14 protein-coding genes are annotated in these 26,022 nt (G+C 40.5%); 10 read left to right on the top strand and 4 right to left on the bottom strand.

The window, feature by feature from the left end:
* Nucleotides 1-15 precede the first annotated feature (15 nt).
* Nucleotides 16-162 carry a DUF2283 domain-containing protein gene (locus NMG88_RS22730; RefSeq protein ID WP_410175855.1) on the bottom strand — a complete coding sequence of 49 codons (147 nt, stop codon included), beginning with the start codon at nucleotides 160-162 and terminating at the stop codon, nucleotides 16-18.
* 160 nt (nucleotides 163-322) lie between these two features.
* Nucleotides 323-1,630: a DEAD/DEAH box helicase family protein gene (locus NMG88_RS15850; protein ID WP_254035598.1), complete on the bottom strand. Its 1,308-nt coding sequence runs from the start codon at nucleotides 1,628-1,630 to the stop codon at nucleotides 323-325.
* Nucleotides 1,631-1,893: 263 nt separating this feature from the next.
* Here NMG88_RS15850 and NMG88_RS15840 point away from each other — a divergent pair, with 263 nt between their 5' ends.
* Nucleotides 1,894-4,326 carry a Calx-beta domain-containing protein gene (locus tag NMG88_RS15840; RefSeq protein WP_042154111.1) on the top strand — a complete coding sequence of 811 codons (2,433 nt, stop codon included), beginning with the start codon at nucleotides 1,894-1,896 and terminating at the stop codon, nucleotides 4,324-4,326.
* A gap of 225 nt (nucleotides 4,327-4,551) precedes the next feature.
* Here NMG88_RS15840 and NMG88_RS15835 read toward each other — a convergent pair whose 3' ends face one another.
* On the bottom strand, nucleotides 4,552-5,673 hold the full coding sequence (locus NMG88_RS15835; protein ID WP_227350592.1) for a YihY/virulence factor BrkB family protein: 1,122 nt from the start codon (nucleotides 5,671-5,673) through the stop codon (nucleotides 4,552-4,554).
* Between the two features lie 200 nt (nucleotides 5,674-5,873).
* Here NMG88_RS15835 and NMG88_RS15830 point away from each other — a divergent pair, with 200 nt between their 5' ends.
* On the top strand, nucleotides 5,874-7,061 hold the full coding sequence (locus NMG88_RS15830; RefSeq protein ID WP_227381562.1) for an aminotransferase class V-fold PLP-dependent enzyme: 1,188 nt from the start codon (nucleotides 5,874-5,876) through the stop codon (nucleotides 7,059-7,061).
* 24 nt (nucleotides 7,062-7,085) lie between these two features.
* Here the strand turns inward: NMG88_RS15830 and rppA are convergent, their stop codons facing one another.
* Nucleotides 7,086-7,766 (bottom strand): two-component system response regulator RppA, encoded by a 681-nt coding sequence (rppA, locus tag NMG88_RS15825; protein WP_026785226.1) that lies wholly within the window; start codon nucleotides 7,764-7,766, stop codon nucleotides 7,086-7,088.
* Nucleotides 7,767-8,504: 738 nt separating this feature from the next.
* Here rppA and NMG88_RS15820 point away from each other — a divergent pair.
* From NMG88_RS15820 to NMG88_RS15785, 8 genes are all read left to right on the top strand, one after another.
* Entirely contained in the window at nucleotides 8,505-9,953 is a 1,449-nt protein-coding gene (locus NMG88_RS15820) for an eCIS core domain-containing protein (protein WP_254035597.1), read from the top strand.
* Between the two features lie 389 nt (nucleotides 9,954-10,342).
* Nucleotides 10,343-10,879, top strand: coding sequence for a Uma2 family endonuclease (locus tag NMG88_RS15815; RefSeq protein WP_214559949.1), 537 nt, complete (start codon nucleotides 10,343-10,345; stop codon nucleotides 10,877-10,879).
* Between the two features lie 143 nt (nucleotides 10,880-11,022).
* Nucleotides 11,023-14,295, top strand: coding sequence for an eCIS core domain-containing protein (locus NMG88_RS15810; protein WP_254035596.1), 3,273 nt, complete (start codon nucleotides 11,023-11,025; stop codon nucleotides 14,293-14,295).
* Nucleotides 14,296-14,346: 51 nt separating this feature from the next.
* On the top strand, nucleotides 14,347-14,871 hold the full coding sequence (locus tag NMG88_RS15805; protein ID WP_254033128.1) for a type III secretion system chaperone family protein: 525 nt from the start codon (nucleotides 14,347-14,349) through the stop codon (nucleotides 14,869-14,871).
* Nucleotides 14,872-15,018: 147 nt separating this feature from the next.
* Nucleotides 15,019-15,222, top strand: coding sequence for a hypothetical protein (locus NMG88_RS15800; RefSeq protein ID WP_042154125.1), 204 nt, complete (start codon nucleotides 15,019-15,021; stop codon nucleotides 15,220-15,222).
* 70 nt (nucleotides 15,223-15,292) lie between these two features.
* A complete protein-coding gene (locus NMG88_RS15795) occupies nucleotides 15,293-22,285 on the top strand; it encodes an eCIS core domain-containing protein (protein ID WP_254035595.1) in 6,993 nt (2,330 codons plus the stop codon).
* 141 nt (nucleotides 22,286-22,426) lie between these two features.
* On the top strand, nucleotides 22,427-24,745 hold the full coding sequence (locus tag NMG88_RS15790; protein WP_254035594.1) for an eCIS core domain-containing protein: 2,319 nt from the start codon (nucleotides 22,427-22,429) through the stop codon (nucleotides 24,743-24,745).
* 96 nt (nucleotides 24,746-24,841) lie between these two features.
* On the top strand, nucleotides 24,842-25,993 hold the full coding sequence (locus NMG88_RS15785; RefSeq protein ID WP_254035593.1) for a type III secretion system chaperone family protein: 1,152 nt from the start codon (nucleotides 24,842-24,844) through the stop codon (nucleotides 25,991-25,993).
* The last annotated feature ends 29 nt before the right edge of the window (nucleotides 25,994-26,022 follow it).

Genomic DNA, 26,022 nt, shown 5'->3' with positions numbered 1-26,022 from the left:
CTCAAATTTTTTATGTTAAGCACTCGTTTCTAACAAAATTTTCTGCAAAGAATTAGGACTACGCTTACTGATATACAGCAACTCAATCCCAATAATTTTTCCCTCAGCGTTGTAATCAAGAATAATGCCATCACTCAGATTAAAGCTTTCTATAAATATCAAAAAAACGTCTTAATCGCGGATTATGCAGATTAAAGGATTTCACAGATTTTACTTATTTTTATCATATAGCTTTCAACAAAGAAAATCCCTTAATCACTCTTAATCTAAAAAATCCGCGAAATCCGTGTAATCCCCTTAATCCTTGTTCAAGTCCCCCCCCCTAATCCGCGCTCACCAACACCCAAGCCACCAAATCAAACTTATCAACCTGAAATTTTTCATCAACCTTAATATTTTGCTTAACAATTTCCAATGCAGATTTATTACCTTTTTTGATTTTGGCTAATAAATCTCGCGGCTCCTGATCTATTTGACTACTTAACCAAGCTTTAAGCGCATTTACTAATTCAGCGATCGCACTTTCATCACCCCGATCAACAGCATCAGGCACAAATCGTCCCTTCTCCTTATTTAAAGTCAAAAAATCTAAAACCTCCTTTTGATTGTTCAAAATTAAGTTACCCGACTTATTAATATAAATTAAATCAAAAACTTGATATTGATGATCGAAATTTTTGATACCCAATTTTGTTTCATACCCATGAACATTACCCTGCACCATTAACTTAAATTGATTTCTAGCATCATCCAGAGAGTTATTGATCGGAGTTGCTGATATTAACAAAACTTTGATATCTTGATTTTTCTGCAAAATCTGCTCAATTAAAAATTTATAGCGCTGGGATTTATCATTCCTGAGATTATGACTTTCATCAATCACAATTAGCTTAGGTTTATCGTCACAAAATAATTTATCAGCGCGATCATTATAGGAATTTAGGCGATCGCTATTCATATCCGTATGAAAGCGAATAAAAAACTTGAGTTTGTCACTTTCAAATTTAGATTCCTGATCTTCCTTATAGCGTCTCCAGTTACTTTCTAATTTTTTAGGACAAAGCAATATAACTTCCCTTCCCTGCATCTGGAAAAACTTGATCACCGTCAAAGCACTCCAAGTTTTACCCAAACCCACAGCATCCGCTAAAATTGCCCCATCATATTTCTGAAGCATCCGAATTAAACTAAGAGCACCTTTTTTTTGAAAGTCATACAGGGAGTGAAAAATAGCGGTATTTTCTAACCGACCTATTTGACGATTAAACTCTGGATTATTCTCGATTTCCAGAATTTGATTACCAAATAACTCAAATAAAATTTTGTAGTAAATATCTCTGGGCGTATATTCAATAAATATCTTTTCAATTTCTGCAATTAAATATTGCTTGAAATTAACTTTTTTCCTCGAACCATCTTTAAAAATAAGAGTTTTTCCTTGATGTGCTTGTGGTTTTTTCCAAAGTTCTGCAAACCATTCGACTAGCTCTTTATATTGGTTATTATTACCAGTTTCAGCAATATTTAATTCTAAATTGTTTGTATGTTTTAAGCCAATTCCTGCTTCAGTTAGGTTGGAGCTACCCGAAAAATGTCTACAGTACCTTCTTCCGTATATTTTACAATCCACTCATAAACTTTCAGATTGCTATTTTCATTGTCTAGTATCATTAGCCTGTCTTTATAAAACTTGATTTGGGCTTGATTTTTGTTTAAGTCCCACTAGGACTTCTTGCATCAGTAGGCGATCATCTTCATCATCCTCCGCCACTAAAATTGTTTCAGGGTGTTTAAATCAGTTTCTCGGCAAAAAAAATCAGATACATCCGGTGCATTGGCCTAGCCTGCCGTAAGGTATAGCGACTGGATTTCTAAACACTCATATTTATTCTGATGACGATCAAAAAAGAAGGGATTTATTTAGTCGGAGAAGATACAGCCGACAATGTTGCACTCGAAGCCGGACAACTTCAGGGTATGTCTGGTTTGGTAACTCGCCAAGGTAATGATAGCGTGAGCGGTTCTTCTGATGCTGAAGTTGTTTACGCTGGGAAAGGAAATGATTCAATTGATGGTGGCGGTGGTGATGATTCCCTTTTCGGAAACCAAGATCAAGACACTCTTATAGGAGGAAATGGCAATGATTTAATTGTCGGTGGTAGAGGCAATGATTTAATTGTCGGTGGTAGGGGCAATGATATTTTGTACGGCAATCGCGGTATCAATACCCTAACAGGTGGCGATGGCTCCGACACATTTTTCCTGATGCTAGATGATCAGAGTATTGATTATATTACCGATTATCAAATTGGAAGCGATCGGATTACCAGCAAGAACGGCATTTTGAATTTTGATAACTACACTTTGACTGCGGGTACAGGCGCTGATGGTACTGGTAGTGACGATACGCTGATCATAGACAAACTTACTAATCGTGCGATCGCAGTCTTGTTGAATGTTCCTCGCAGCAGTTTTCCTCCGGCTCCAACTCCAACTGTTCAACCAACACCGGAACCAGCACCCGATCCAACTGTTCAACCAACACCGGAACCAACACCCGATCCAACTGTTCAACCAACACCGGAACCAGCGCCAACTCCTGAGCCAACGATAATACCAGCAAGCAGCTTGCAATTTAGTGCGGCTACCTACAGCGTCAACGAAGATGGCACACCAGTCACATTGGTGACTGTCACCCGCACAGGCAGCAGTGATGGAGCGGTTAGTGCTGTTGTTAGCCTCTCTGACGGTACAGCTAAATTTGGATCTGGCGACTACGGCACCACTCCCACAGCCGTTAATTTTGCTGCGGGAGACACCACGCCCAAAACGATTCAGGTTCCCATCCTCGATGACACTGCCTATGATCCCGGTGAAACCCTGACGATGACCTTAAAAAACCCTACTGGTGGGGCAACTGTAGGAACCCAGAGGAACGCAACTTTGGCTATAGTCGATAATGATACGCAACCGGAATGGCTGTCTACTATTAATTTCCATCGCACCGCAGCCAACCTGCCCCCCGTCCGAGAAAACCCGATTGCGGGAGCGGGTGCTGTCGCACACTCCAAATATCTGGTTAAAAATAACGGGGGTGGGCATTACGAAGATCCAGGGAACCAGTGGTACACCCCTGAAGGCGCGAAAGCTGGTATGTCCGGCAATGTAGCGTGGGGTGGTGGTCTCAACACTACTGATGTAGACGATATCGAGGTGTGGCTGAGGGCGCCTTTCCACGCAGCGGGAATTCTCAATCAGTACGTGACCGAAGTCGGCTATGGTGCTTATCGGGAAGCAGGCGGCCAGATTACTACTGGTGCCACGCTTGTGCTTCAACGTGAATACAGCAGCATCCCCTCATCAGTGCAGTTTCCCATTATCTGGCCAGGCGACGGTCAAACCATTCCAGCTTCCATACGCGATTATGGAGGAGGAGAGTGGCCCGATCCGCTAACAAGCACAGGTACCCCCCCGTACACTGCCCCTACGGGTTTGCCATTGCTCTTGCAGTTGGGGAATGGAGACGTTACTCCTAATGTTACTGCTCACTCATTCTCGCAGGGCGGCACACAACTTGCTCACGCGGTGTTTGATGAAACTAATTACATCAATCCCAAGAATGGGGTTCTCGAAGCTTACGGGCCAGGGTCTGGATTCAACAACGATCAAGAGGTAGGACGCTCTAGTCTCGACTCAAATGACATGGTATTATTGGTTCCGCGCGATCCCCTGCTGCCTGGGGAAACTTATACTGCCTCCATTACAGCCAACGGTCAAACCTACACATGGTCGTTTACTGTCGGCCCCAAAGCACCGATTGTCGGGACTGCTGGGAATGACAACCTCTTAGGGAACGAACTGGGTGACACTATTAGCGGTTTAGCTGGCAACGACACGCTGAGCGGAGGGGGTGGCGATGATTCCCTTGACGCTGGTGATGGGAATAATTACCTATGGGGTGATGTCGGCAATGATACACTGCTGGGCGGTGCTGGCAACGACTACCTTGATGGAGGAGATGGGGATGACTTCCTAAATGGAGGTAATGGGAATGATAATCTATTCGGTGGTGCAGGCAAAGATACCTTCATCTTTGGTGCGTCAAGTGGTCAAAATAGCGTGAATCAATTTGTTGTTGCTGATGATAAGATTCAGGTCGCTGCTGGTCTTGGTTTTAGCAATGGAGTCGCTGTTTTAGCCGCAATTACTAACCAACTTCCTGTTACTGGTGGAGGCCTGTTGTCTGAAATCACCCTCAGCCCAGGAAATAAAATTAGTATCTTCCACGATGTTGCCTTGACAGCAGCAAACTTTGCCATTATCTGAATCTGGTCATCAGATAGGTTGATGATTTCGGCGATCGCCTCTGTATTTCTCAGAGCGATCGCGCTTTTTTCAACAACAAATTGCCGGGGCGGGTTTAGGGAGATAATTGCTGATAATTAAAGATGGTCTCGGAACCCGCCCCTACGGTTGAATTGTTCATCATTGTCAAAACTCGCCCCTATTAAATGCGATCGCCTGAGAACAGGTTTAGGAATCACTGCAATTCTAGGGCGGTGAGGATCTTAATTCATCCCCCACAATCACATTAAGTTGGGCTCCTACTAGCATAATTAAGGAACTAATTTGTAACCAGAGTAATAAAACTACAAACGCGCCAATTGTGCCGTAGGTAATATTAAATTTGCCAAAATAGTAAACATATAAACGAAATAAATTAGATACTAAAGCCCAAAATACAGCGGCTAAAATTGCTCCTGGCATTAGAGGAGTTCCAGGTTTTCTATAATTAGGAGCATAACGATAAATAAAAGCATAGTTAGTAGAAACAATTCCCAAGGTAATCGGCCATCGTAGTTTTTGCCAGGTTTCTAATAGGGTTGATTGTAATAAACAATTCTGTACTGGCGGTTGAATCATGCAAATGGCTAAATCTTCTAAGGCACAGTTTCCGATGGTTTCAATCATACAACTTTGACGGGCAATTCCTTCAACAATCATGTCACTCACTAATACTAATGCAGTGGCTAAAATTAATAATAATAGAGTTCCTAATGCTAAAGATAAGGCAATTAATTTATTTTTCCAAAAGGGTCTAATATGGGTCTTTTCTACCCCATGAATATGATTTAATGCGGTCATCGCTGCACCAATTACACCGGAAAAAACCCACAAAGAGGCAATAAAACTCACCGAAAGTAAACCCGAACTCGGTGTTAAAGATAAATGATAAATTCCAGTTCCTATTAAATTCTGGACATCTTCTGGGACAATTTGACTGAGTAAAGTTGCCATTTGATAGAGTTCCGTTTGCAATAATTCAAAGGAACTTAGGGCAATTAATAGGGCTAATACCGCCGGAAATAATGCTAAGGTAGCATGATAAGCCATTTCCGCAGCAAAACCCGGTAGACGCTGTTCTATAGTCGCCTGAATCAGTTTTTTAAAGGTTCTGGGATTCAAATATAGAAAAAAACGGCAGAAACGAATCATCCGTCGCCTACTTCTTTTAATCTGTTTAATTATGATAGGAAACAGGACAATTAATTGCTCCGCGACGAGATCAGCACCGCGCTGAATCAGTTTAACTAAATGGGTGTGAATAGCACAAGGTCGCCACTTAAACGATTTCAGATTTCGCCAGAACATCAAAAAGCTGGCTATGCTCATAAATATTGGGGATGGATACGGTATTCCTAATTTACTCGACTTGGGAAAGATTTTGTCAAAAAAAGGGAACAGGCTGCGTCGTGAGCTTGTCGAATGAGAACAGGGAACAGGGAACAGAAATAATACTTCTGGCTGTTTCATATTAGTTGTAAAATATTACAACCTATTTGGGATTGCTATCGTTGTTCATAAGATCAAATATGAAAGACACTCTTTTACACACTAAACCTGAATATTCTCCCTTTTCTCGATATTGGTTATTTGATCCCAAGGTAACTTTTCTGAATCATGGTGCTTTTGGTGCTTGTCCAATTCCTGTGTTAGATTCTCAATATCAATTTCGACAACAACTTGAACAACAATCTTGTCATTTTTTTGTCAGAGAATATGAAATTTTACTCGATAATGCTAGAGTTGAATTAGCTAATTTTGTGGGTGCAAATCCAGAGGAATTAGTATTTGTTCCCAATGCGACAACCGGGGTAAATACGGTTTTGCGATCGCTAATTTTCTCAGAACAAGATGAATTACTTACAACTAATCACGAATATAATGCTTGTCGGAATGTATTAGATTTTGTTGCTAGTCGCACGGGGGCTAAAATCATTATAGCAGATATTCCTTTTCCGGTCGCTTCATCTGAAGAAATTATTGATGCGATTATGGCAAAAGTCTCTCCTCGAACAAAATTAGTTTTAATCGATCATATTACCAGCCAAACCGGGTTAATTTTTCCAATTCAAGAGATTATTAAAAAGTTAACTCATTTAGGAATAGATACTTTGGTTGATGGTGCCCACGCACCCGGAATGTTAGAGCTAAACTTACAAGCAATTGGAGCAACTTACTATACAGGAAATTGTCATAAATGGTTATCTGCACCCAAGGGAGCCGCATTTTTATCGGTACAAAGGGATAGACAATCATTAATTCGTCCGCTTACAATTAGTCATGGAGCTAATTCTACCCGAAGCGATCGCTCTCGATTTTTATTAGAATTTGACTGGACAGGAACCCCCGACCCCAGTGCTTATTTATGTATTCCTGAAGCAATTAAATTCATGGGTTCTCTGTTACCCGGAGGCTGGTCAGAATTAATCAAAACTAATCATAATTTAGTGGTAAATGCTCGAAAATTATTATCTAAAAAAATAGGAATAAATTTATACTGTCCTGATGATATGATCGGTTCAATGGCAGTTTTACCTTTAGGGAAAAAATGGCAAAATTATGATAATTTGAATCAAAAACTTTGGGAAGAATATCAAATTGAAGTTCCGATTATGCCTTGGGAAGATCAAACTAAGTCCTTGATGAGAATTTCGGCTCAAATTTATAATCATTTATCTCAATATGAATATTTAGCAGAAATTTTGTTGGGGTTATAAGGGTATGCAATGAAAAGTAATAAACTATTCTCCAAAACGATATCCTTTACCATAAACCGTATGAATTAGGGGAATTTCCCCTGTAGTTTCGATTTTTCTTCTTAACAGGCGAATTTGTGCTGCTAATACATTGCTGCTCGGTTGTTCACCCTCTCCCCAGAGATATTGATGAATTTGATCATGGGTTAATAACTGTCCTGGTGAACGCATCAAATAAGCTAAAAGTTGACTTTCTTTTTCTGATAAATCAATCATGCGTTCACCTCGATAGGCGAGTTGATTATCGAGGTCTAATTCTAAGTCTAATACTTGCAAATGGTTAGAATTAATGGTAGATTCTATAACTTGATAACGACGCAGTAAGGCGCGGACTCTAGCTAATAATTCGCGTAATTCAAAGGGTTTCATTAAATAGTCATCTGCACCAGCATCTAACCCTTGAACTCGGTCATCTAGGGTGTCTTTTGCGGTTAAAAATAGAATCGGTGTTTGGTCAGAATGCGATCGCAATTCCTGACAAATTTCTAAACCGGATTTTTGCGGTAACATCCAATCTAAAATTAATAAATCATAATGATTTTGACGGGCTAAATCACAGCCAAAACAGCCATCCGTTGCAATATCAACTGTATACCCTTCCCTGGTTAATACCCGGCTTAAAGGATCTGTTAATTCGATTTCATCATCAACCAATAAAATTCGCATAAAATCGATCACCTCAGATACTGTCCAGTTTTGTGTGGGTCTGTCATCGGCATCAATCAAAAAGGAATTTCCCAAGGTATCAACACAAGCTGCTAAATTGTCGGCAGTACCTAAATCAATAGACACCGATGGTTCAAATGCTAAATCAAATTTTCCCGTTAATAATTTACCTGTCTTAAAAAACGTCTGACGGGCAAAATAAATCCCTGTATTGTACAATTTACCCGATTGTTGACAAAGATATTCTATCAACGCACGGGTTTCTGGATCTGGAGACAACAAGATTTGCTGCACTCCCATTGTTTTACTTGCTTTAGTCATTGACTCGACTATCACGACCATGTTGGTTTCTTTATGATACCATTACTAAATATTTCTAGGGGAATAAATTCCCCTGAGTCGTGTTTCCTCTGGTGGTCTGAAGACACTGAGTTTCCACACTCCCATCCTTTTTTTATGATTTGTGCTAAGTAGTTGCACAAAATAAATTACCTAGTTGAGAGAGGGAACAGCCCCCCAAACCCCCCGTGCACGCAGGGCTAGGGGGAGGGAACAGTGGGGAAATCACTTCACCGTCTGGGTTCTAAGATACGTCTGGTGTCCTAACTGCCTTGGCGGTTGCTATAAAACTAAAATTAGACTTAAGTATAGATTTGGTTGTCAATTTTATTGATACAATTAATAAAAACGTAACCTGCCCTGGTCAATCTATTAAGCTGCAAGCAATGGGGTCTGACGATGAAAGTACGACTAAAAAAACAGAATCGCCATGAAGTAGAATCTGTCAATCAAACCGGAATTCAAGCGAAATACCTGACAGATATTCGCCCAATGGACAACGCCCTCGCAGCGCCACAGAAACACCAAACCGAAGATATAAACCATCAGCAAATACAGAAAAAACCGGGTTTTAATTTTGCGGAAATCCCGATTACAGGAAACACAGATAGGTCAACATCCAGAATACAACCTAAATTTAATTTATCCCTACAAAAAAAATTAACTGTCGGCGAGGCTGGGGACAAATATGAACAGGAAGCAGATAGTGTAGCTGAAAAAGTGGTCAAAAAAATTAATACTCCTTCTGGGGAACAGTCAACATCGGGTCAAGGAGTCCAACGTCAGGAAGAAGAAGACTTGCAAATGAAGCCCGATATTTCCTCAATTCAACGTCAGGAAGGGGAAGAAGAAGAACTGCAAATGAAACGCGATATTTCCTCAATTCAACGTCAGGAAGGGGAAGAAGAAGACTTGCAAATGAAGCCCGATATTTCCTCAATTCAACGTCAGGAAGGGGAAGAAGAAGACTTGCAAATGAAGCCCGATATTTCCTCAATTCAACGTCAGGAAGGGGAAGAAGAAGACCTGCAAATGAAGCCCGATATTTCCTCAATTCAACGTCAGGAAGGGGAAGAAGAAGACTTGCAAATGAAGCCCGATATTTCCTCAATTCAACGTCAGGAAGGGGAAGAAGAAGACTTGCAAATGAAGCCCGATATTTCCTCAATTCAACGTCAGGAAGGGGAAGAAGAAGACCTGCAAATGAAGCCCGATATTTCCTCAATTCAACGTCAGGAAGGGGAAGAAGAAGACCTGCAAATGAAGCCCGATATTTCCTCAATTCAACGTCAGGAAGGGGAAGAAGAAGAAATTCAAGCTAAATCAACCCAACCTGATCAGCAAGTTATGGCTGGTGGAGACGCATCAACAGAATTAGAGACATCAATTCAAACTGCTAAAGGAGGTGGACAGCCCTTAGATGGGGGACTGCAACGGTCGATGGGGCAAGCAATGGGGGCAGATTTTAGTGGCGTAAAGGTACATACAGATTCGCAGTCTGACCAATTAAATCAATCAATTCAAGCGAAAGCCTTTACGACAGGGCAAGATGTGTTCTTTCGGCAGGGGGCGTATGAGCCGAGTAGTCAAGGTGGGCAGGAGTTGATCGCTCATGAGTTGACCCATGTTGTACAGCAGAATGGCAAATCAACATCGGGTTCATCGCCAATTCAACGCAAGATGCAGTTTAAGTCAGAAGACCTAAGAGGTACAATGTCTTTGGGTGCGCGTGTGAACAGATTTACGGTCAAGGGGGCTGGCGGCAAAAAGGGGGTATCTGGGGGGACATTGAAGAAGATGGGCAACAAATGGAAAGGTTATAAAAAGCCAATTAAGCCCGAACCTTAGTACAAGTTCTGGTAGTGCGATCGCTTAGGTTAGGTTTCATTCTTCAACCCAACACGAATTATATGCAATTTGATTAACCGTTGGGTATCGCTGACACTCCACCCAACCTACTTTTTATAATTTCGCATTTTTAAAATTGGTAATAGGCGATCTTCGCAGTTTTAGTTATTGATTTTTGGCTAATGCGATTAGGTGATCGCGTGGTATTGATTTCACTTTTCAACCCAACACCAACAAAGCTTGTATATGTTGCGATCGTCGTTCTAGTTGTTGATTTTTTGCTGGTGCGATCGCCCTCAAAACTGCCTGAGATTTCTCAATATCTAAGTTCTTAAACTACAATAAAACTAAACATACATTGCACTTCCGCAGGTGTATCTCAGGCAACTATGAAAACTATTGCGATCGCTAGCCCCCTAGACACTTTTCTCCAGCAGCCCAACATTGAAACCTCACCTGCTTGGGAATTTATCCACGGGCAAGCCCAACAAAAGACGATGCCAACACTGTTTCATTCCCGCCTTCAGCGCAACCTAGTTAACACGATCAACAGCCAAACCCAAGCATACGAAGCCATCCAAGAACTTCGTTGCATCGTGCCACCATTATCCCCCGTCCCAGACATTACCGTAGTTAAAAGCGATCGGCTTACAGATGTTGATGGTCCGCTGCAAGGAGCGCCAGACTGGCTGATTGAAATTCGCTCCCCTGACCAAAACACATTAGAGCTACAGAACAAAATCCTACACTGCTTGATAAACGGCACTCAACTCGCTTGGCTAATTGATATTCAGCGAAAGCAAATATGGGTTTGGGAACAATCAGAACTGCCACTAATCTATTCTGGAACCGACAAACTCCCAACCCCTGTCAATATCTCAGACCTGACAGTAGAAATGGTCATGGCAATGACCCAGCAGCGGTGAAAATCCCTCAATACCCTAAAAAAGCGATACCTACAAAAAATAAAATGAGAGCGAATTTTCGTTTATCCAATTTATTGATATAATTAATAGAAATATATCCCACTTTGGTCAATGTATTAATCTGTAAGCAATGGGGTCTGACGATGAAAGTACGACTAAAAAAACAGAATCGCCATGAAGTAGAATCTGTCAATCAAACCGGAATTCAAGCGAAATCCCTGACAGATATTCGCCCAATGGACAACGCCCTCGCAGCGCCACAGAAACCCCAAACCCAAGAAATAAACCATCAGCAAATACAGAAAAAACAAGGTTTTAATTTTGCTGAAATCCCGATTTCGGGAAATACAGATGAGTCAGCAGCCAGAATACAACCTAAATTTAATTTATCCCTACAAAAAAAATTAACCGTTGGCGCCGCTGGGGACAAATATGAACAGGAAGCGGATAGTGTAGCTGAAAAAGTGGTCAAACAAATTAATACTCCTTCTGGGGAACAGTCAACATCGGGTCAAGGAGTCCAACGTCAGGAAGCAGAGGAAGAAGAACTTCAAGCTAAATCTGATATTTCTAATATTCAACGAGAAGGAGAAGAAGAGGAAGAAATTCAAGCTAAATCTGATATTTCTAATATTCAACGAGAGGGAGAAGAAGAAGAAGAAATTCAAGCTAAATCTGATATTTCTAATATTCAACGAGAGGGAGAAGAGGAAGAAATTCAAGCTAAATCTGATATTTCTAATATTCAACGAGAGGGAGAAGAGGAAGAAATTCAAGCTAAACCTGATATTTCTAATATTCAACGAGAAGGAGAAGAGGAAGAAATTCAAGCTAAATCTGATATTTCTGCTATTCAACGAGAAGGAGAAGAAGAAGAAATTCAAGCTAAACCCCAAAATAAATCCCTGGGTGGGGGTGCAGTTTCAACAGATATAGAAACAACTATTCAAAGTGCTAAAAGTGGTGGAAGTCCCCTAGATGCAGGACTGCAACGGAAGATGGGGAAAGCGATGGGGGCAGATTTTAGTGGAGTGAAAGTACATACTGATAGTCAATCAGATAAATTGAATCGTTCCCTGAGTTCCCGTGCCTTTGCAACGGGGCCAAATTTGTTTTTTAAACAGGGAGAATATAATCCGGGGAGTAAGACAGGACAGGAATTAATTGCCCATGAATTAACTCATGTTGTGCAGCAAAATGGGGGTTCAATCAAACGGAAACTGGACAAAGAAAGCCAGCCAAATAATAATTCAGTTTCTATTTCACCTCTGCCGTCTAACTCATTAAAGATACAACAAGCTCCTCCAACCCTAACTTCAACGGCTCCTCCATCTGCTACTCAAAACCAAACTCCATCTGCTACTCAAAACCAAACTCCAACTGCTGCTCAAAACCAAACTCCATCTGCTACTCAAAACCAAACTCCAACTGCTGCTCAAAACCAAACTCCAACTGCTACTCAAAACCAAAATCCAAATCAGAGAACCGCTTATATTTTAGATACTGCTCATCTTCATAAGGTATCAATAAAAGATGCCTCTAAAGTTAGTCAATCAAATTATATTGGGCCCAAACTTAAAAAAGGTGATGAAATAAAAGTTGATCCGCAGGTAATAATGGAAGGCGGCGCATGGGTTAAAGCTGAAAAAGACGGGCTATCAGGTTACATTCGCAAGACTAAATATCTCGAAAAGCTAACGAATCCTCTAGGAGACACCAATCCAGAGGCAGAAGAATCCACAACCCTAGAAAATGCAGGAGAAGTCGCAGATCAAGTATCAGGAGGAGTAAACGACACCTATGGTGAATATGGAGATAGCCAAGATCTAGGATTGGCTGGTGGCATATTGGATGGTGTTTCTGGTCTTTTGGGAATGGTCAGTAATGCCAAAACCATGATCAGTAGTCAAGAAATCTGGGAAAAACTAGAAACAGGTTATGGTGTGTTACAATCAGGAAGCACACTTGCTGCTGGTGTTTCTGCTGCTGTTGCTAATACCGAGGGAGGAGATTCTTCTGCGTTAGCCAGCAATATTACTGCTGCCATTGCTGATGGTTTATCTGGACTGAAAGATGCCGTGATCAGCATAGTGAATTTCTATAAGTTATATAAGAGTACGATTGGCAAAAAACCCAAAGAAGCCGCAATTTTCCTTCAACAACTTGTAAATGCTGCATTAGCTGGCTCCAAGGTAGCTAAGTCTATTTATGGTATCATTAGCGATAATATTCCTACGCCTGTAGTCTATGCTGTTCCAGCTTTTAGTCTCGCAATGTCGGCAATTAATGGTATAACTCGTTTGTCGGATGCTTTGAGTGCTGGTAATACAAAAACCCAAATGGAAACAGAGTCAAATCGTTTTGTAGATGGGGTGGCTCTAGCCTTGGGTGATGCTGCAAAACCGGATGAAACTAATATTAGCGGTTCTAAAGTTTTTGATCCTGATCGCCGGGGAACATTTCCCAATTATAAAACTTACTTTCGGATAAAACCTCAAATTAAACAATCTGTAAATGCCGCTGATATAAAATCTAAGACTGAATACACAACCAATGAAGCAACGCCTTGTCAGACGGCTTATGATGCTGTCATTAGCACAATTGACGGATTAAGCATTGATACTCCTAAGAAAGACAAGATTAAATCGGAGATCCCAAATCCTCCTACGAATAAGGCTGACTTTGAGACAAATATAGTCAACAAACTGGAAGGATTAATATCTGACCCTAATTTTGAAGATGTTAAAGATGTATTGGCACAAATTCAGACAATAGCTAACAGCGAGTACGCTGAGATTGAAAAAAATACGGCTAAAGCAGCTTATGATGGTGTAAAAGCAACCGTTAATATCAACGACACTGAGGTCAAAAATAAAATAATTACTCCTACTGTTCCCACAACTCAAGTCGGATTTAAAGAAGATGTAGTTGATAAGATAGGGAAGTTAAAAACAGATATTGATCAATATGAATTTGCCGATAAGATGTCAGAAATTAATCAGAAGCGTCAGACATCTGGATGGACAGATGTTGCTCTGGAGCTAGTCAATATGGCGGGTGATATTACGACCATTGCTGTCGGTGCAACAGGGGTAGGTGTTCTGGTAGGTCAAGGAATGAAAGCAGGGACAGCTGGTTTTAAAATAGCTCATGGAGGTGCAAAATTAGCCCAGAAAATGTATCGGAATCGAGACCAAACTGGCAAGAAATCTACCAATACAAAACACCAAGAATATTGCCAACACGCACGCTATCTCTATGGGCAAATTGCTAACTTAGAGCCTACAAATAGCGCCAAAGCTAAGGAACTTGTTGGATATATTTCAGCTACGGGGGTCAATACCACCTTATTCTATGCAGAAACCTCTCCACAAAAACAACTTGAGATGCTAGTTTCCGCCATGAAAAAACGTTAAACCCATGAAAAACCGAGAATCAAGTTTAATTAAATTCAGGAGTAATGAACCATGATTTCAGAGACAGAACAGGCTAAAATTTTAACTGAACTGCAAGATTTGAAAACTTATCTGAACAAAAATTTAAGTTTAGAATGTCAAATCATTCAGGAACAGTCCGATGTTCCTATCAATTCTTTAGTTATTTTGCTCGAACCCGACAGCCAAGAACGATCAAGGTTAGCAAGTTTAACGTTCCTCCCCCTAGAAGATACTGATTTAGAATCAATTAAACTTCTCCAATTTTATTGTCAACTTCCCATAAGTTTATCCTCGGATTTTAGCGATGAAGTTCTTAGGTTTTTAGCAAGGGTTAATTTACAAATTCCCCTAGGAACTTTTACCATTGATTTTGAAGAAGAAAAAGTGGGTTTTAAGTATGTTTATTCTTTAGGAAAATTTAAACTAATAGAGCCAGACGAATTTTTAGAAACCTTCCTCCTTTGGATGTATACCTTAGATAAAATTAGTGATTTAATTGAAGCGGTAAGTACAGGTCAAAAAGACGTACAATCTGCTTGTCAAGAATTACTTTAAATCTCAATAATGCGACTTTCTTTTAACTTGGAATTGTCGCCACTTGGCTAATGCCAATAAATTTGGGCATATCAGACGAATTAATGTTATGATAGGCTTGTATGTTCCCTTATTAGTGACACCTTTAGAATTAATGGGAGAAGAATTATGATTACCCTTAATGATTCCACACTTGAGCAAATTCGAGATATTCGTCATCGAATTTCTGAGAATAATAATCATAACCCCTATCAATTGATTGCTTATTACTTAGAATTACAGCAAAAACATAAACTTCAGAAAACCTCGGTTTTAAGGGAAGTGGTAGGTACAGATCAGAAAGATGTACAATCTACTGATCAAGAATTCTAGGCAAAAAAACTTGGTTCAATGAAACGACATCAAACATAGCTAATTCTGAACTCAACCCCCAGAAACAACCATGAATACCAAAGCTGTTGTTACACCCGTCAAAAAAAGTACGCCGACTCCTATTCCCCAACTGTCACCAACGGTGGGATTAACCAGTGTGCGGCCGTTTGCGGATGAACAACTGGCTTTAAAAGAAGATGACAGCACCAGTGAACAAAAATTAGCGGGGGCGACGGCTCCTCCTCCACCCGAAGTACAACGGAATCAGAATCTTAATTCCGGCTATAATTTTGGTCAAATTTCGATTAGTGAATATATTCCCGCCACACCGCAAGCCAAGTTAGTTGTGGGTGCGCCTGGGGATAAATACGAGAAAGAAGCCGATGCAATGGCGGATAAAGTCGTGGCGATGACGGTTCCGGTGCAGAAGCAGGAGGAGCAGGGGAGCAGGGGGAGAAGAGAAGCAGGGGGAGCAGGGGGAGTAGAGGAGCAGGGGGAGGTCAGCCTCAAACCGACAACGGACACAATCCAACCGCCACCAGAGGAAGAGGGAACCGTTCACCTCAAACCGACAACGGACACAACCCAAGCTCCACCGGAGGAAGAGGGAACCATTCACCTCAAACCCTTAACAGAAAGCGTCCAACAGCGCCAGGAAGAAGATGGAACCGTTCACCTCAAACCCCTAGCTCAAACGATCCAGCGATATGAACAAGAAGCAACCCTTCACCTGAAACGGTTAAGCGGAATTCTTCAACAAAAGGAAATAGAAGGGGTCGTTCACCTCAAATCCATAGACAACCATATTCCATCAGGGATTAGCCAAACCTTAAAACAGTCTACCTTGATCTCCCGCCAAGGAAACGGCGGATTTGCAGCCAGCGAGAATATTGAAACTCGTGTTAAAAGTAGTAAAGGAGGCGGGAACCCCCTACCCGACGAAACCCGTGGTTTCATGGAAGACAGGTTTGGGAATGACTTTAGTGGCGTCAAAGTTCATACGGGTTCCGATGCGGTTCAATTAAGTAAAGATCTCGGTGCTCAAGCGTTTACCCATGAGCAAGATGTCTATTTTAATTCGGGAAAATATTCACCCCATACCGACGAAGGTAAGAAACTTCTCGCCCATGAACTCACCCACACAATTCAACAAACCGGCCCTAAAGCCAAGCGTAAGTCTCTGAGTCGGAAAATTCAAAAAAAATCCCAAATTCAGCGTCAAATCCAACCTTCTCCGGTTAAAAATGGAGTTAAAAAAAATCCGCCATTGAATCTCTCTGGCTTAAAAACTTTACCTGAACAATCTCTACAAAAAGCAGGTAAAAAAGAAGATAAAGACAACAATAATTCTCAAGCTGATACCTCAAAAACCGAAGATAAAAAAGCGACGACAACCGATACTAAAGCTGAAGTCACCACCGAAACCAAGACTGAGGAAGCATCAGTTACTAAAGGGGATACGAAAGAAACAGCCGAAACTAAGTCAGAAGAACGGAAAAAGAACGTTGAAAAAGAAAAAGAAGAGGCTAAGAAAGAACTCACTGGTGAAAAAATAGACAAAGATGATAAAGGCGCTGAACTAAAGAAATATTTAGCGGCGGAATCTTTGAAAAAAGTTGAAACTCAAACCGCTAAAGTTAAGGAAGATACGGATACCGTTAAAAATAAAGTTAAATCCGGTGAAACTGGGGAGAATTTAGGAAAATTAGAGAAAGAAAGTGGGGAAAAAATAGAATCTCAGGCTAAACAAGAAAGTCAAGAAGCTGAAACAAAAGTTAAAGATAAAGCCGACGAAAAAGGCAAACAAGATGCAAGCGGTCAAAGTCCCTCTAAAGAGACTGTAGCACTTCCGCTTCAGGTCAAACCTGGGGCCGGGGAAAATTCTCAGCCAGAGCAAACGGATCAGCCCGAAGCCGTCCCACCCATCCCAGAAGGGGAAGCGAAAAGCGCCGACACTTCACCGATCGCAGTCCCCGAAGTCAGTGGTGATCAAGCACCAGCGACACCCGAAGCCGACCCCGCTTTTCAGGCGGTGATTAAACAGTCCAAACAACAAGCCGATCAACAAAGCTCTCACCAGTCACCCAAATCCGCCGCCGAGGAAGCCCAAACCGCCGCGGTCGATCCCGACCAACAAATGCGGGAAGCCCAAGCTGGGAAGATGGATGATCTGAATGCTAAAAAACCGAAACCCTTTGACCGCAAAGTTTTTGAAGATAGTTTATTAGAAAAATTAAACTTAGTTAAACCCAAAAACGCAGATCAAGCCGATAATTTTGCCAGTAGTGGCAAGACTGATGATATTAAAAATGCTTTAAATACCGAAGTTAAGGGAGCTAAAAAAGAGTCAGGTGGAGGTTTACCAGAGGAAAGTAAAGCACCTCCCGAACCCGATGCGGAAGCTCCTAAAAAGGTTGAGGAACTGAAACCGACTCAGGAAGTTGTCGGGGCTGTACCACCAGAAATTGAAGCGGAAAAAGCCGTTCCCAAGGAAAAAACTGAACAGGAAATTGAGGCCCCTTTAGCAAAAACAACCGAGAATTTAGAGGGTGCGTTTGGTGAGATTCAGGCGAAGTCAATAGTTGGTTCTAGCAGTGATCCTGATGAAGTTCAAGCCGATCAAGTGGCTGAACAAGTGATGGCGACGCCCCTAACCCCCCCTAACCCCCCCTTAGCAATGGGGGGAATGGGAGTGGAATCATCCGCGACTTCTTTACAGTTAGAACCGGAATTGACCCCCCCTAACCCCCCCTTAGCAATGGGGGGAATTACAGATACCGAACCTAACTCCCCCTTAGCAATGGGGGGAATGACAGATGCCGAACCTAACTCCCCCTTTACCAAGGGGGGCTGGGGGGGTCAAAAAAGGGGGGAAACGATTCAACTGCTTCCTGAAGTCTTGATTCAACGCCAAGAAGAAGTTAAACCCCAGTCCGTTGCCCAACCTGATTCAGAAGTTCCCCTGAATGTAGACCGTTTAGAAACCTGGAAAGAAGAGGGCGGGGGACAAGCCTTAGATGCCTTAAAAGAAGCCAAGACCCATGGCACCACAGAAGGCCCACAAAAATTCCGTCAAGGGGAACAGGAAACCCTGACCACAGCCAAAACTGACGCCCAGGCATCGGCTAAACAATCCAACGATGATATGTATGCGACTCGTACAGAGTCGATGCAGCAGACCGGGGATTCCCAAGAGGCAACTAAGACGACTGATGAAATAAAACGGACTGAAATTAATACCAATATCCAAAATATTTTTGACAAAACTCAGGGGACTGTTAAGGGTATTTTGGGGAAAATGGATAGTGATGTTAATACTGAATTTAATCGCGGGATTAGTGCGGCTAAAAATGCTTTTGAAGGTCATGTTAAAAGGAGAATGGCTGAGTATAAAGATAAACGCTATACCTTGGTATTTCCGATTAAATTACCTAAGCCTTACTGGTTTGGGATCAAAATGGTGAAAGTTGGAGAACTTCGCATTTTTGATTTTATTACCTGGATTAGAGATAAGTTTGCGGGCTTACCCGATGAAGTCAATGTTTTTTATGAAGAGGGAAAAAAACTATATATTGAAGAAGTTAAAAAAAGTATCTCTAATATTGGTGGAATTGTTGAAAAAGGATTAACCGCAGCCCAAGCAGAAGTTAATCAAGGGCGAGAAAAAGTTAATGCTTATGTACAAACCTTACCAAAAGACCTGCAAGAAATTGGGGCTCAAGCGGCGGCGGATGTGCAAACTAAATTTGATCAACTTGAGCAGAGTATTACCGATAAACAAAATCAACTACTAGAAGATTTAACTAAAAAATATCAATCTAGTTTAAAAGAACTTGATAAACGCATTGAACAGTTAAAAGCGGAAAATGCCAGCTTAATTAGTAAAGCTTTAAAATTTATTGGAGATTTAGCTAAGAATATTATTAAAATTCTCCTCTGGCCGATTAAGAAAATTTTAAGTGTTTTTATTGGATCTCTGGCCGAGGATGTGATTGATGCCCTGATCGATGATCCGGTGCAATTTATGAAGAATCTCTTTAAAGGGATTGGAGATGGGATTAAGAATTTTGCCAATAATATTGCAAAACATTTACTCAATGGGTTAATTACTTGGTTATTTGGTAATTTAGGAGACTTAAAACTTCCTGAAAAATTTGATTTAAAAGGATTTTTAGATATTATTTTACAGGTTTTAGGCTTAACAAAAGAATATGTTTTTGGCATTCTTGGAGATATTTTAGGTGCGCCAGCTGCTAAATTAATTCAGTTTATTCTCGATGTTGTCCTCAAAAAAGGTATAGATAGTCTCAACTATCTTTGGGATTTAGTTAAATTGGTCGTAGAAGCTGGCCCCGATGTGATTATGACTTTAATTAATGAAGGGGTAGAAGCCGTAGAAACTTTCCCTGATTCTGTACAGAACATCTTAGGAAGTGTTAGTGGCGGCCTTGGCGGTATTCTGGGATTTGCTAAGGATTTAATCGGGTCTTTAGGAGAAGACGCCCTTGACTTTATTTCCGGTCTGCAACCGGGCGTAAAATTTATTTTTACCTTCTTTAGTACCTTAATTAAAGATGGTATATCAGGAGTTTGGGAGTTCATCAAATCCTCTTTGGATGATATGAAAAAAATCTTTCTCAAAGGTTTGATGGAAATGGCAATTGTGGAAATTGTCAAGGCGGGGATTAGTTGGCTGATTGGGATGATGAATCCAGCGTCAGGAATTGCTAAAATTGCTAAAGTTATTTTTGATGTAATTTCCTTTTTTGTGGAAAAACGGGAAGATATTAAACTATTTGTGCAAGCAATTTTAGATACTTTAAAAGCCATTTGTGACGGGGCTCCGGCGGTGATGGCGATGATGATTGAACAGGCTTTGGCTAAAATGATTCCGGTTTTATTAGGATTCTTAGCTTCCCTAATTGGTGTTGGGGGAATTCCTAGTAAAATTAAGAAAATTGTGACGACATTAAAAGCACCTGTGGATAAAACTATCGGGGGAATATTTGGAGGAGCAGCCGCTTTCTTTGGGGGCGGGAAAAGCAAGAAAGGAAAAACAGCCCGCAAAGGTAAAAGCACAAATTCTCAAGGTACAAAGTCTAAAGACACAAAGGCTAAAGACAAGAAAAATAAAGATAAAAAACAACCTCAGAATGATGCCCAGAAACAAATTAAAGGCGCGGGTCATCAGACTCAGAATCTAGCAAGAAATCTTCGAGATCCTGATGCCGTGAATCAAAAATTATCAGGAATTAAGTCTAAACATAAACTTAAACAGTTGAAGTTGACTAAAAAAGGTAAAAATAAATATCAAATTGTCGGTCAAGCGGAAGCGACTAAAGTTCAACGACAGGTTGATTCGGTCGTAACTCAAGGAGAATTACCCCTGCCCCCCGTGTACGGGGGGTTGGTGATGGTGCAACGGTCGGGTGAATCTGCTTGGAAAGACAAGAAAAATGAACTCGTTGTCAAACAGAAAATTAAAGGGAATAAAAAGAAAGCTAGTTTGACACTAACGGCAAAATTAATGGATAAGAAAAAGATTTTGCCTAAGGTTGCTAAAAAACTCAAATCAATTATTAAGAAAAAACCTAAAGCAAAATTAGTAAAAAGTCAACTTCCGGCTTTGAAATCTCAATATAAACTCAAAACCTTAAGTCTAAATATCCTGAAACCCGATGGCAGTAAATATGTGATTACTGGGGTTGCTCCCGATGACGATAAATCAACCAAGGCCCAGCGCCAAGCCATGTCACCGAACACCGATCAAATGCTTGATGCCCATTCCGGGGTAGAAACAGCCATTCAGCGTTCCCTCGGTCAAGGTCAACCCCTACCTACCCCCGTGCGGGAACCTATGGAAAATGCCTTTGGTTTTGACTTTGCTCAGGTGCGGATTCATCATGATACCGAGGGCGATCGCCTCAGTCGCTCCCTCAATGCCCGCGCCTTTACCACCGGATCTGACGTTTTCTTCCGCCAAGGTAATTATGAACCCGAAAGTCCTAGTGGTAAAAGGCTCCTCGCCCATGAACTTACCCACGTTGTCCAACAGTCCAGTGAATCTCCCCTATTGTCTCGCACGGTGCAGCGAGTCGGTGAGGAAGTGCCCTATTTCGTTCAGAGGGAAGCAGAAGACAGTTCAGAGAGTTCAGATACTAATGAAAATCCCACAAAATCCGATGAAAATCTCACAAAATCCGATGAAAACAGCCAAAATTCAGCACTTGCAAATGCAGGACTTCTGATTGCAGGTAGTATGTTAGTATCTGGTCTTAGTCAAGGCTTTGGCGACGGTGGTAAGCAAAAAGAACAGGCTAATATCACTCAAAGCATTCAGGGTAACAAACTGACGATGCGGGTGATGATTACAAAACAGCAAGATCAGGATGAGCAAAAAAATCAACGCAAGAAAAAAGATTCATCCGTTGCTAATAATTTGGCTTTACCCGATGATATTGTCGATGATATTGTAGCATTAATTCAACAAATTGTCAATCAATATCCTGACCCTGATATTGTTCAGAAGAAACTGGATAAACTCTCTGTTGATTTTGATTTAGATTTGCTAAAAGTTGTGGGTTCGGCGACAATTGGTAATAGCATAACCTACGATATTCAGGTCAAAGGCCGTCCGCAGGAACCGACGGATGAAAATAACGCAGCGATCGCTAAAAATTTAGATAATCTTACACCTAAAGAACCTGAAACTAGACCCAGAAGCGGTAGTTTATTGGGAGGGTTGTTAAGTCAAGTATCTAAGTCTAAAAAAGACAGCAAAACCAAAGACGGCAAAACTAAAGAAGATCAACCAGAAAAAACTCCGAAAGCTCAAGAAGAAAAGCAAAAAACTAATCCTGAAAAAACTAAAAAAGAAGCAGAAGATGACGCTAAATCTAATCAAGCTCAGGAAGAATTGGCAGACGAAAAAGAAACTGCTAAATCTCAATCTAAGCAAGGCAATAAGCCAGGGAAAAACCCGCTTGACGTTAATACTAAAGTTAAGCGAATTGATCCTGCGACCGTTGAAATTTCTGTTCGGGCTGATCCTAAGAAAAAATAGAGTTTCCTTACTTTCGCTCACGGGACTTATCTGGGTTGATTTAGACTAAAGTAGAATAGGATTTGTACACCGAATCATGTAATACTAAAGGCAACATAAACGGTAAGTTTCTCCGGGTCAGTCTAATTCAGGGGCATGGTTATGAAAGCATTTCAACGAAAACGAAATATTCAAAACACCCATCATGATGTTCAGCCTGTCCAGGCACAATTTCAGTCCCGTCCCTTTGCAGAACCCCAAGTAGAAACAAAGCAGGTTAGCGAAAATACATCCTCCTTACAGTCGGGAAACTCCCAACCTGGGTTTAACTTTGCCGAAATTCCCCTCTATCCAACACAACCTGTAGAGACGTTGCATGCAACGTCTCTACAAGTTGCTGCACCCATTCAGCCTAAATTTACCTTCGCTCAAGCTAAATTAGAGTCGGGTATTGTCCAACGTTCAGAAGAAGAAGATGAACCCCAAGCTAAATTAGAGTCGGGTATTGTCCAACGTTCAGAAGAAGAAGATGAACCCCAAGCTAAATTAGAGTCGGGTATTGTTCAACGTTCAGAAGAAGAAGATGAACCCCAAGCTAAATTAGAGTCGGGTATTGTTCAACGTTCAGAAGAAGAAGAAGAACCTCAAGCTAAATTAGAGTCGGGTATGGTTCAACGTTCAGAAGAAGAAGATGAACCCCAAGCTAAATTAGAGTCGGGTATGGTTCAACGCTCAGAAGAAGAAGATGAACCCCAAGCTAAATTAGAGTCGGGTATGGTTCAACGCTCAGAAGAAGATGATGAACCTACCCAAATGAAAGCACAGTCCTTACCTGTTATCAGTGAAAACAAAGGGCGTCAGTCAAATCGTCAATTTCCACCGATGCAGGTTAAACTGAATCTTGCACCTAGAGATAGTGTTCAATCATTACCTATACCCATACAACGGAAAATGGAATGGGCATTTAATACCAATTTTTCCGGGGTGCGAGTCCATACAGGGCCACAAGCTAAACAAATTCAAGCAAAAGCCTTTACTCAAGGTTCAGATATTCACTTTCAACCCGATCAATATAATCCCCACAGTCAACAAGGTCAAGAATTATTAGGACATGAACTCACCCATGTTGTTCAACAACGAGCCGGGAGAGTGAATAAAAAACCTCAAAGTAAAGGAAATAGAATTAATTTTGATTATCAATTAGAAGCCGAAGCCGATAATTTAGGAGCCAAGGCATCTCAGGGAGAACGAGTAGAAGTTTTAGGGGCAAAAAGTTTACCAAAATTGTATTCATCTAAAACCATTCAACGGAAAACTCAGCAACTTACACCACTTCCTGATAATGTCGTAACGACAGGTAAGATTTTTAGTAATAAAACTGAAACAATCCAAAAAAAAATTATAACGTATAATCAAATACCCCTGAACGATAAGGATTACGATAAACACGAGAAAATATTAGATGAGATTTATCATGAAACTCATCTGTGGTTAGAAGAAAAAGGATATAAGGATAGTAGATCTAAATCTATGAAAGAACTAAAGCAGCAAATCGAATATGAGAAAAACAAAATTAAACAACAAAAATCGGGGAGAGATATGTCAATCAATGAAGCATTCGGAGAGAATATAAATAATGCTGCCTTTGCAGCAGATGCTAAAAGTTTTATTGAAGATGTGAACCAAAATATTCAGCAAGGTGAACACTTATCAGTTGGGGAAGTAATCGCAAATCGATCTCTAAATTATGCTGAGTTAATCAAAGCATCTCCTCTAAGTTCGATAGCAGGTTCAGTCGTATCTTTCTTGACATCAGCTTATAGTATTTATGACAGCTATTCTATTAGGAAAGCATTAAAAACAGCGGCGATGGCGAAAAATAAGATTGACCCAGATTCAGTAGACTGGAGCAACCAAGAGGAAGCCGATCAATACTTCGCCACCCAGACGTTTGATTACGGTGCTATCTTAAGTGGTGATGATCAAGTGATGCAGTCGGCTGAATACGGTTATGCTAAAGTTTCAAGAAGATTTTATCGATCAATCTACCATACTGTGAATTATTTTATTAAGATGATTAGCGATATTCTCTGTGTAACTGGAATAGGTATAATACCAGGAGCTATTATTAAGACCGCACAGGGAGTGCTAAAGTTTGCCGAAGTAGCTATGGACAAGATTAAAGGTTTTATAAAAATTCTCACAGGTCGAAGAGGTGTTGGGCGTAAAATTAATGCGGAACATATTGTGGAAGCTGCATTCAAAGGAAATCAAAGAGCTTTACAACTGTTAGTAGATTTAGATCCTATAGGACTTCTATTTAGAATATTGGGGCCGACGGGGAAAAAAGGAATGATCAAAAAACCTAAAAATATTGAAGAGATGATGCAACTTTTAGAAAAAACCAGGAGCGATCCAAAAAATTATGGGACTGAAGGGCAGTTTGTCAGTGCAGTTGCGGAACAATTAAAATCTTTATAACATCAAATCAATTGCCCCATTTATTAATCAAGAATGTAGTAATTTTAGGAATATGGCTTGATTGAATAAAAATTAACGTCAGGAGAACAGTTTAAGATGTTTATAGACAACACAGAAACAGTATTACAATTCTTGCCGATTGATCGAGAGTTAATATTTCGGGAAGATTCTGATAATTTATTGGTTTTTAAAGGTATAGCGATCGCCCTTAACAAAAAACCCAACAATCACTACGATCGCTGTTGTTTAAAACTTAATATCAGTTATGAACAATATCAAAATATTCTCAACAATCAATTATTTAACCTAAAAAAAGATGCCTTAATTCCCATCAAAGAAGGACAATTCAAACCGGGTTTAAATCTGGATTTGGTCATAGAATTACGTCCCGATTTATTATCCCAATTCTCAGAATGTCAGACCAACGATGCTATTATTGATCACCTCAATACTGCTCCTGCTAATACCGATTCTGATCAACAGTTAAATTATACAGAAAATTGGTATTGTTTAATAGTAGAACAACAGCAAGAAACCGATGTTATTCGATATCGAACAGTATGGGATTATCTCAAATTAAGTGCAGCTTTTAATACCCTGAATGGGGCTTCAGAAATCTTACAATCCCTATCTAATTTTCTCAAAGAAACCTTTAATCAAATCGAAACCGATGAAATTGAAAATGATCACTCAAATGGTCAGATTTCCCTAGATACAAATAATTTTATTAAATTTCTCCAAACTATTGATCCCGATGAAGATAGCGAAATTAATCAATCTCGCTCAATTTCCGAAGTTATGCAAGAATTCTTTAGCGAAGATGATTGGGAATTTGTGGAGATGGAGGAAGAATCGATTTTACAAATGGTGTTTGAAGGAGATCATGGACGTTGGACTTGTTTTGCTTTAGCTATAGAAGAAAATCGACAATTTGTATTTTACTCCCTGTGTCCAGTCAATACACCGCCTGAAAAAATATCAGCTATGGCACAATTCTTAACTAAGGTTAATTATGGCACAACAATAGGCAATTTTGAACTAAATTATAGCGATGGTGAAATTCGCTATAAAACCAGTATTGATGTAGAACATGAGCGTTTTACCACCGGACTTGTGAATAATTTAGTTTATATTAATGTTTTGACAATGGATAAATACCTGCCAGGAATTATGGCTATTATCAATAATAAATTATCCCCAGATGATGCGATCGCCATCGCTGAATCATCTGCCTCAGAACAGGAGTAAAATAGGATCACGGATTTAAGAGGATTTCA

Source organism: Planktothrix agardhii (assembly GCF_904830935.1).
In the GTDB taxonomy this organism is placed as follows: Bacteria; Cyanobacteriota; Cyanobacteriia; order Cyanobacteriales; family Microcoleaceae; genus Planktothrix; species Planktothrix agardhii.
This window is presented reverse-complemented; position numbering and strand designations above follow the sequence as displayed.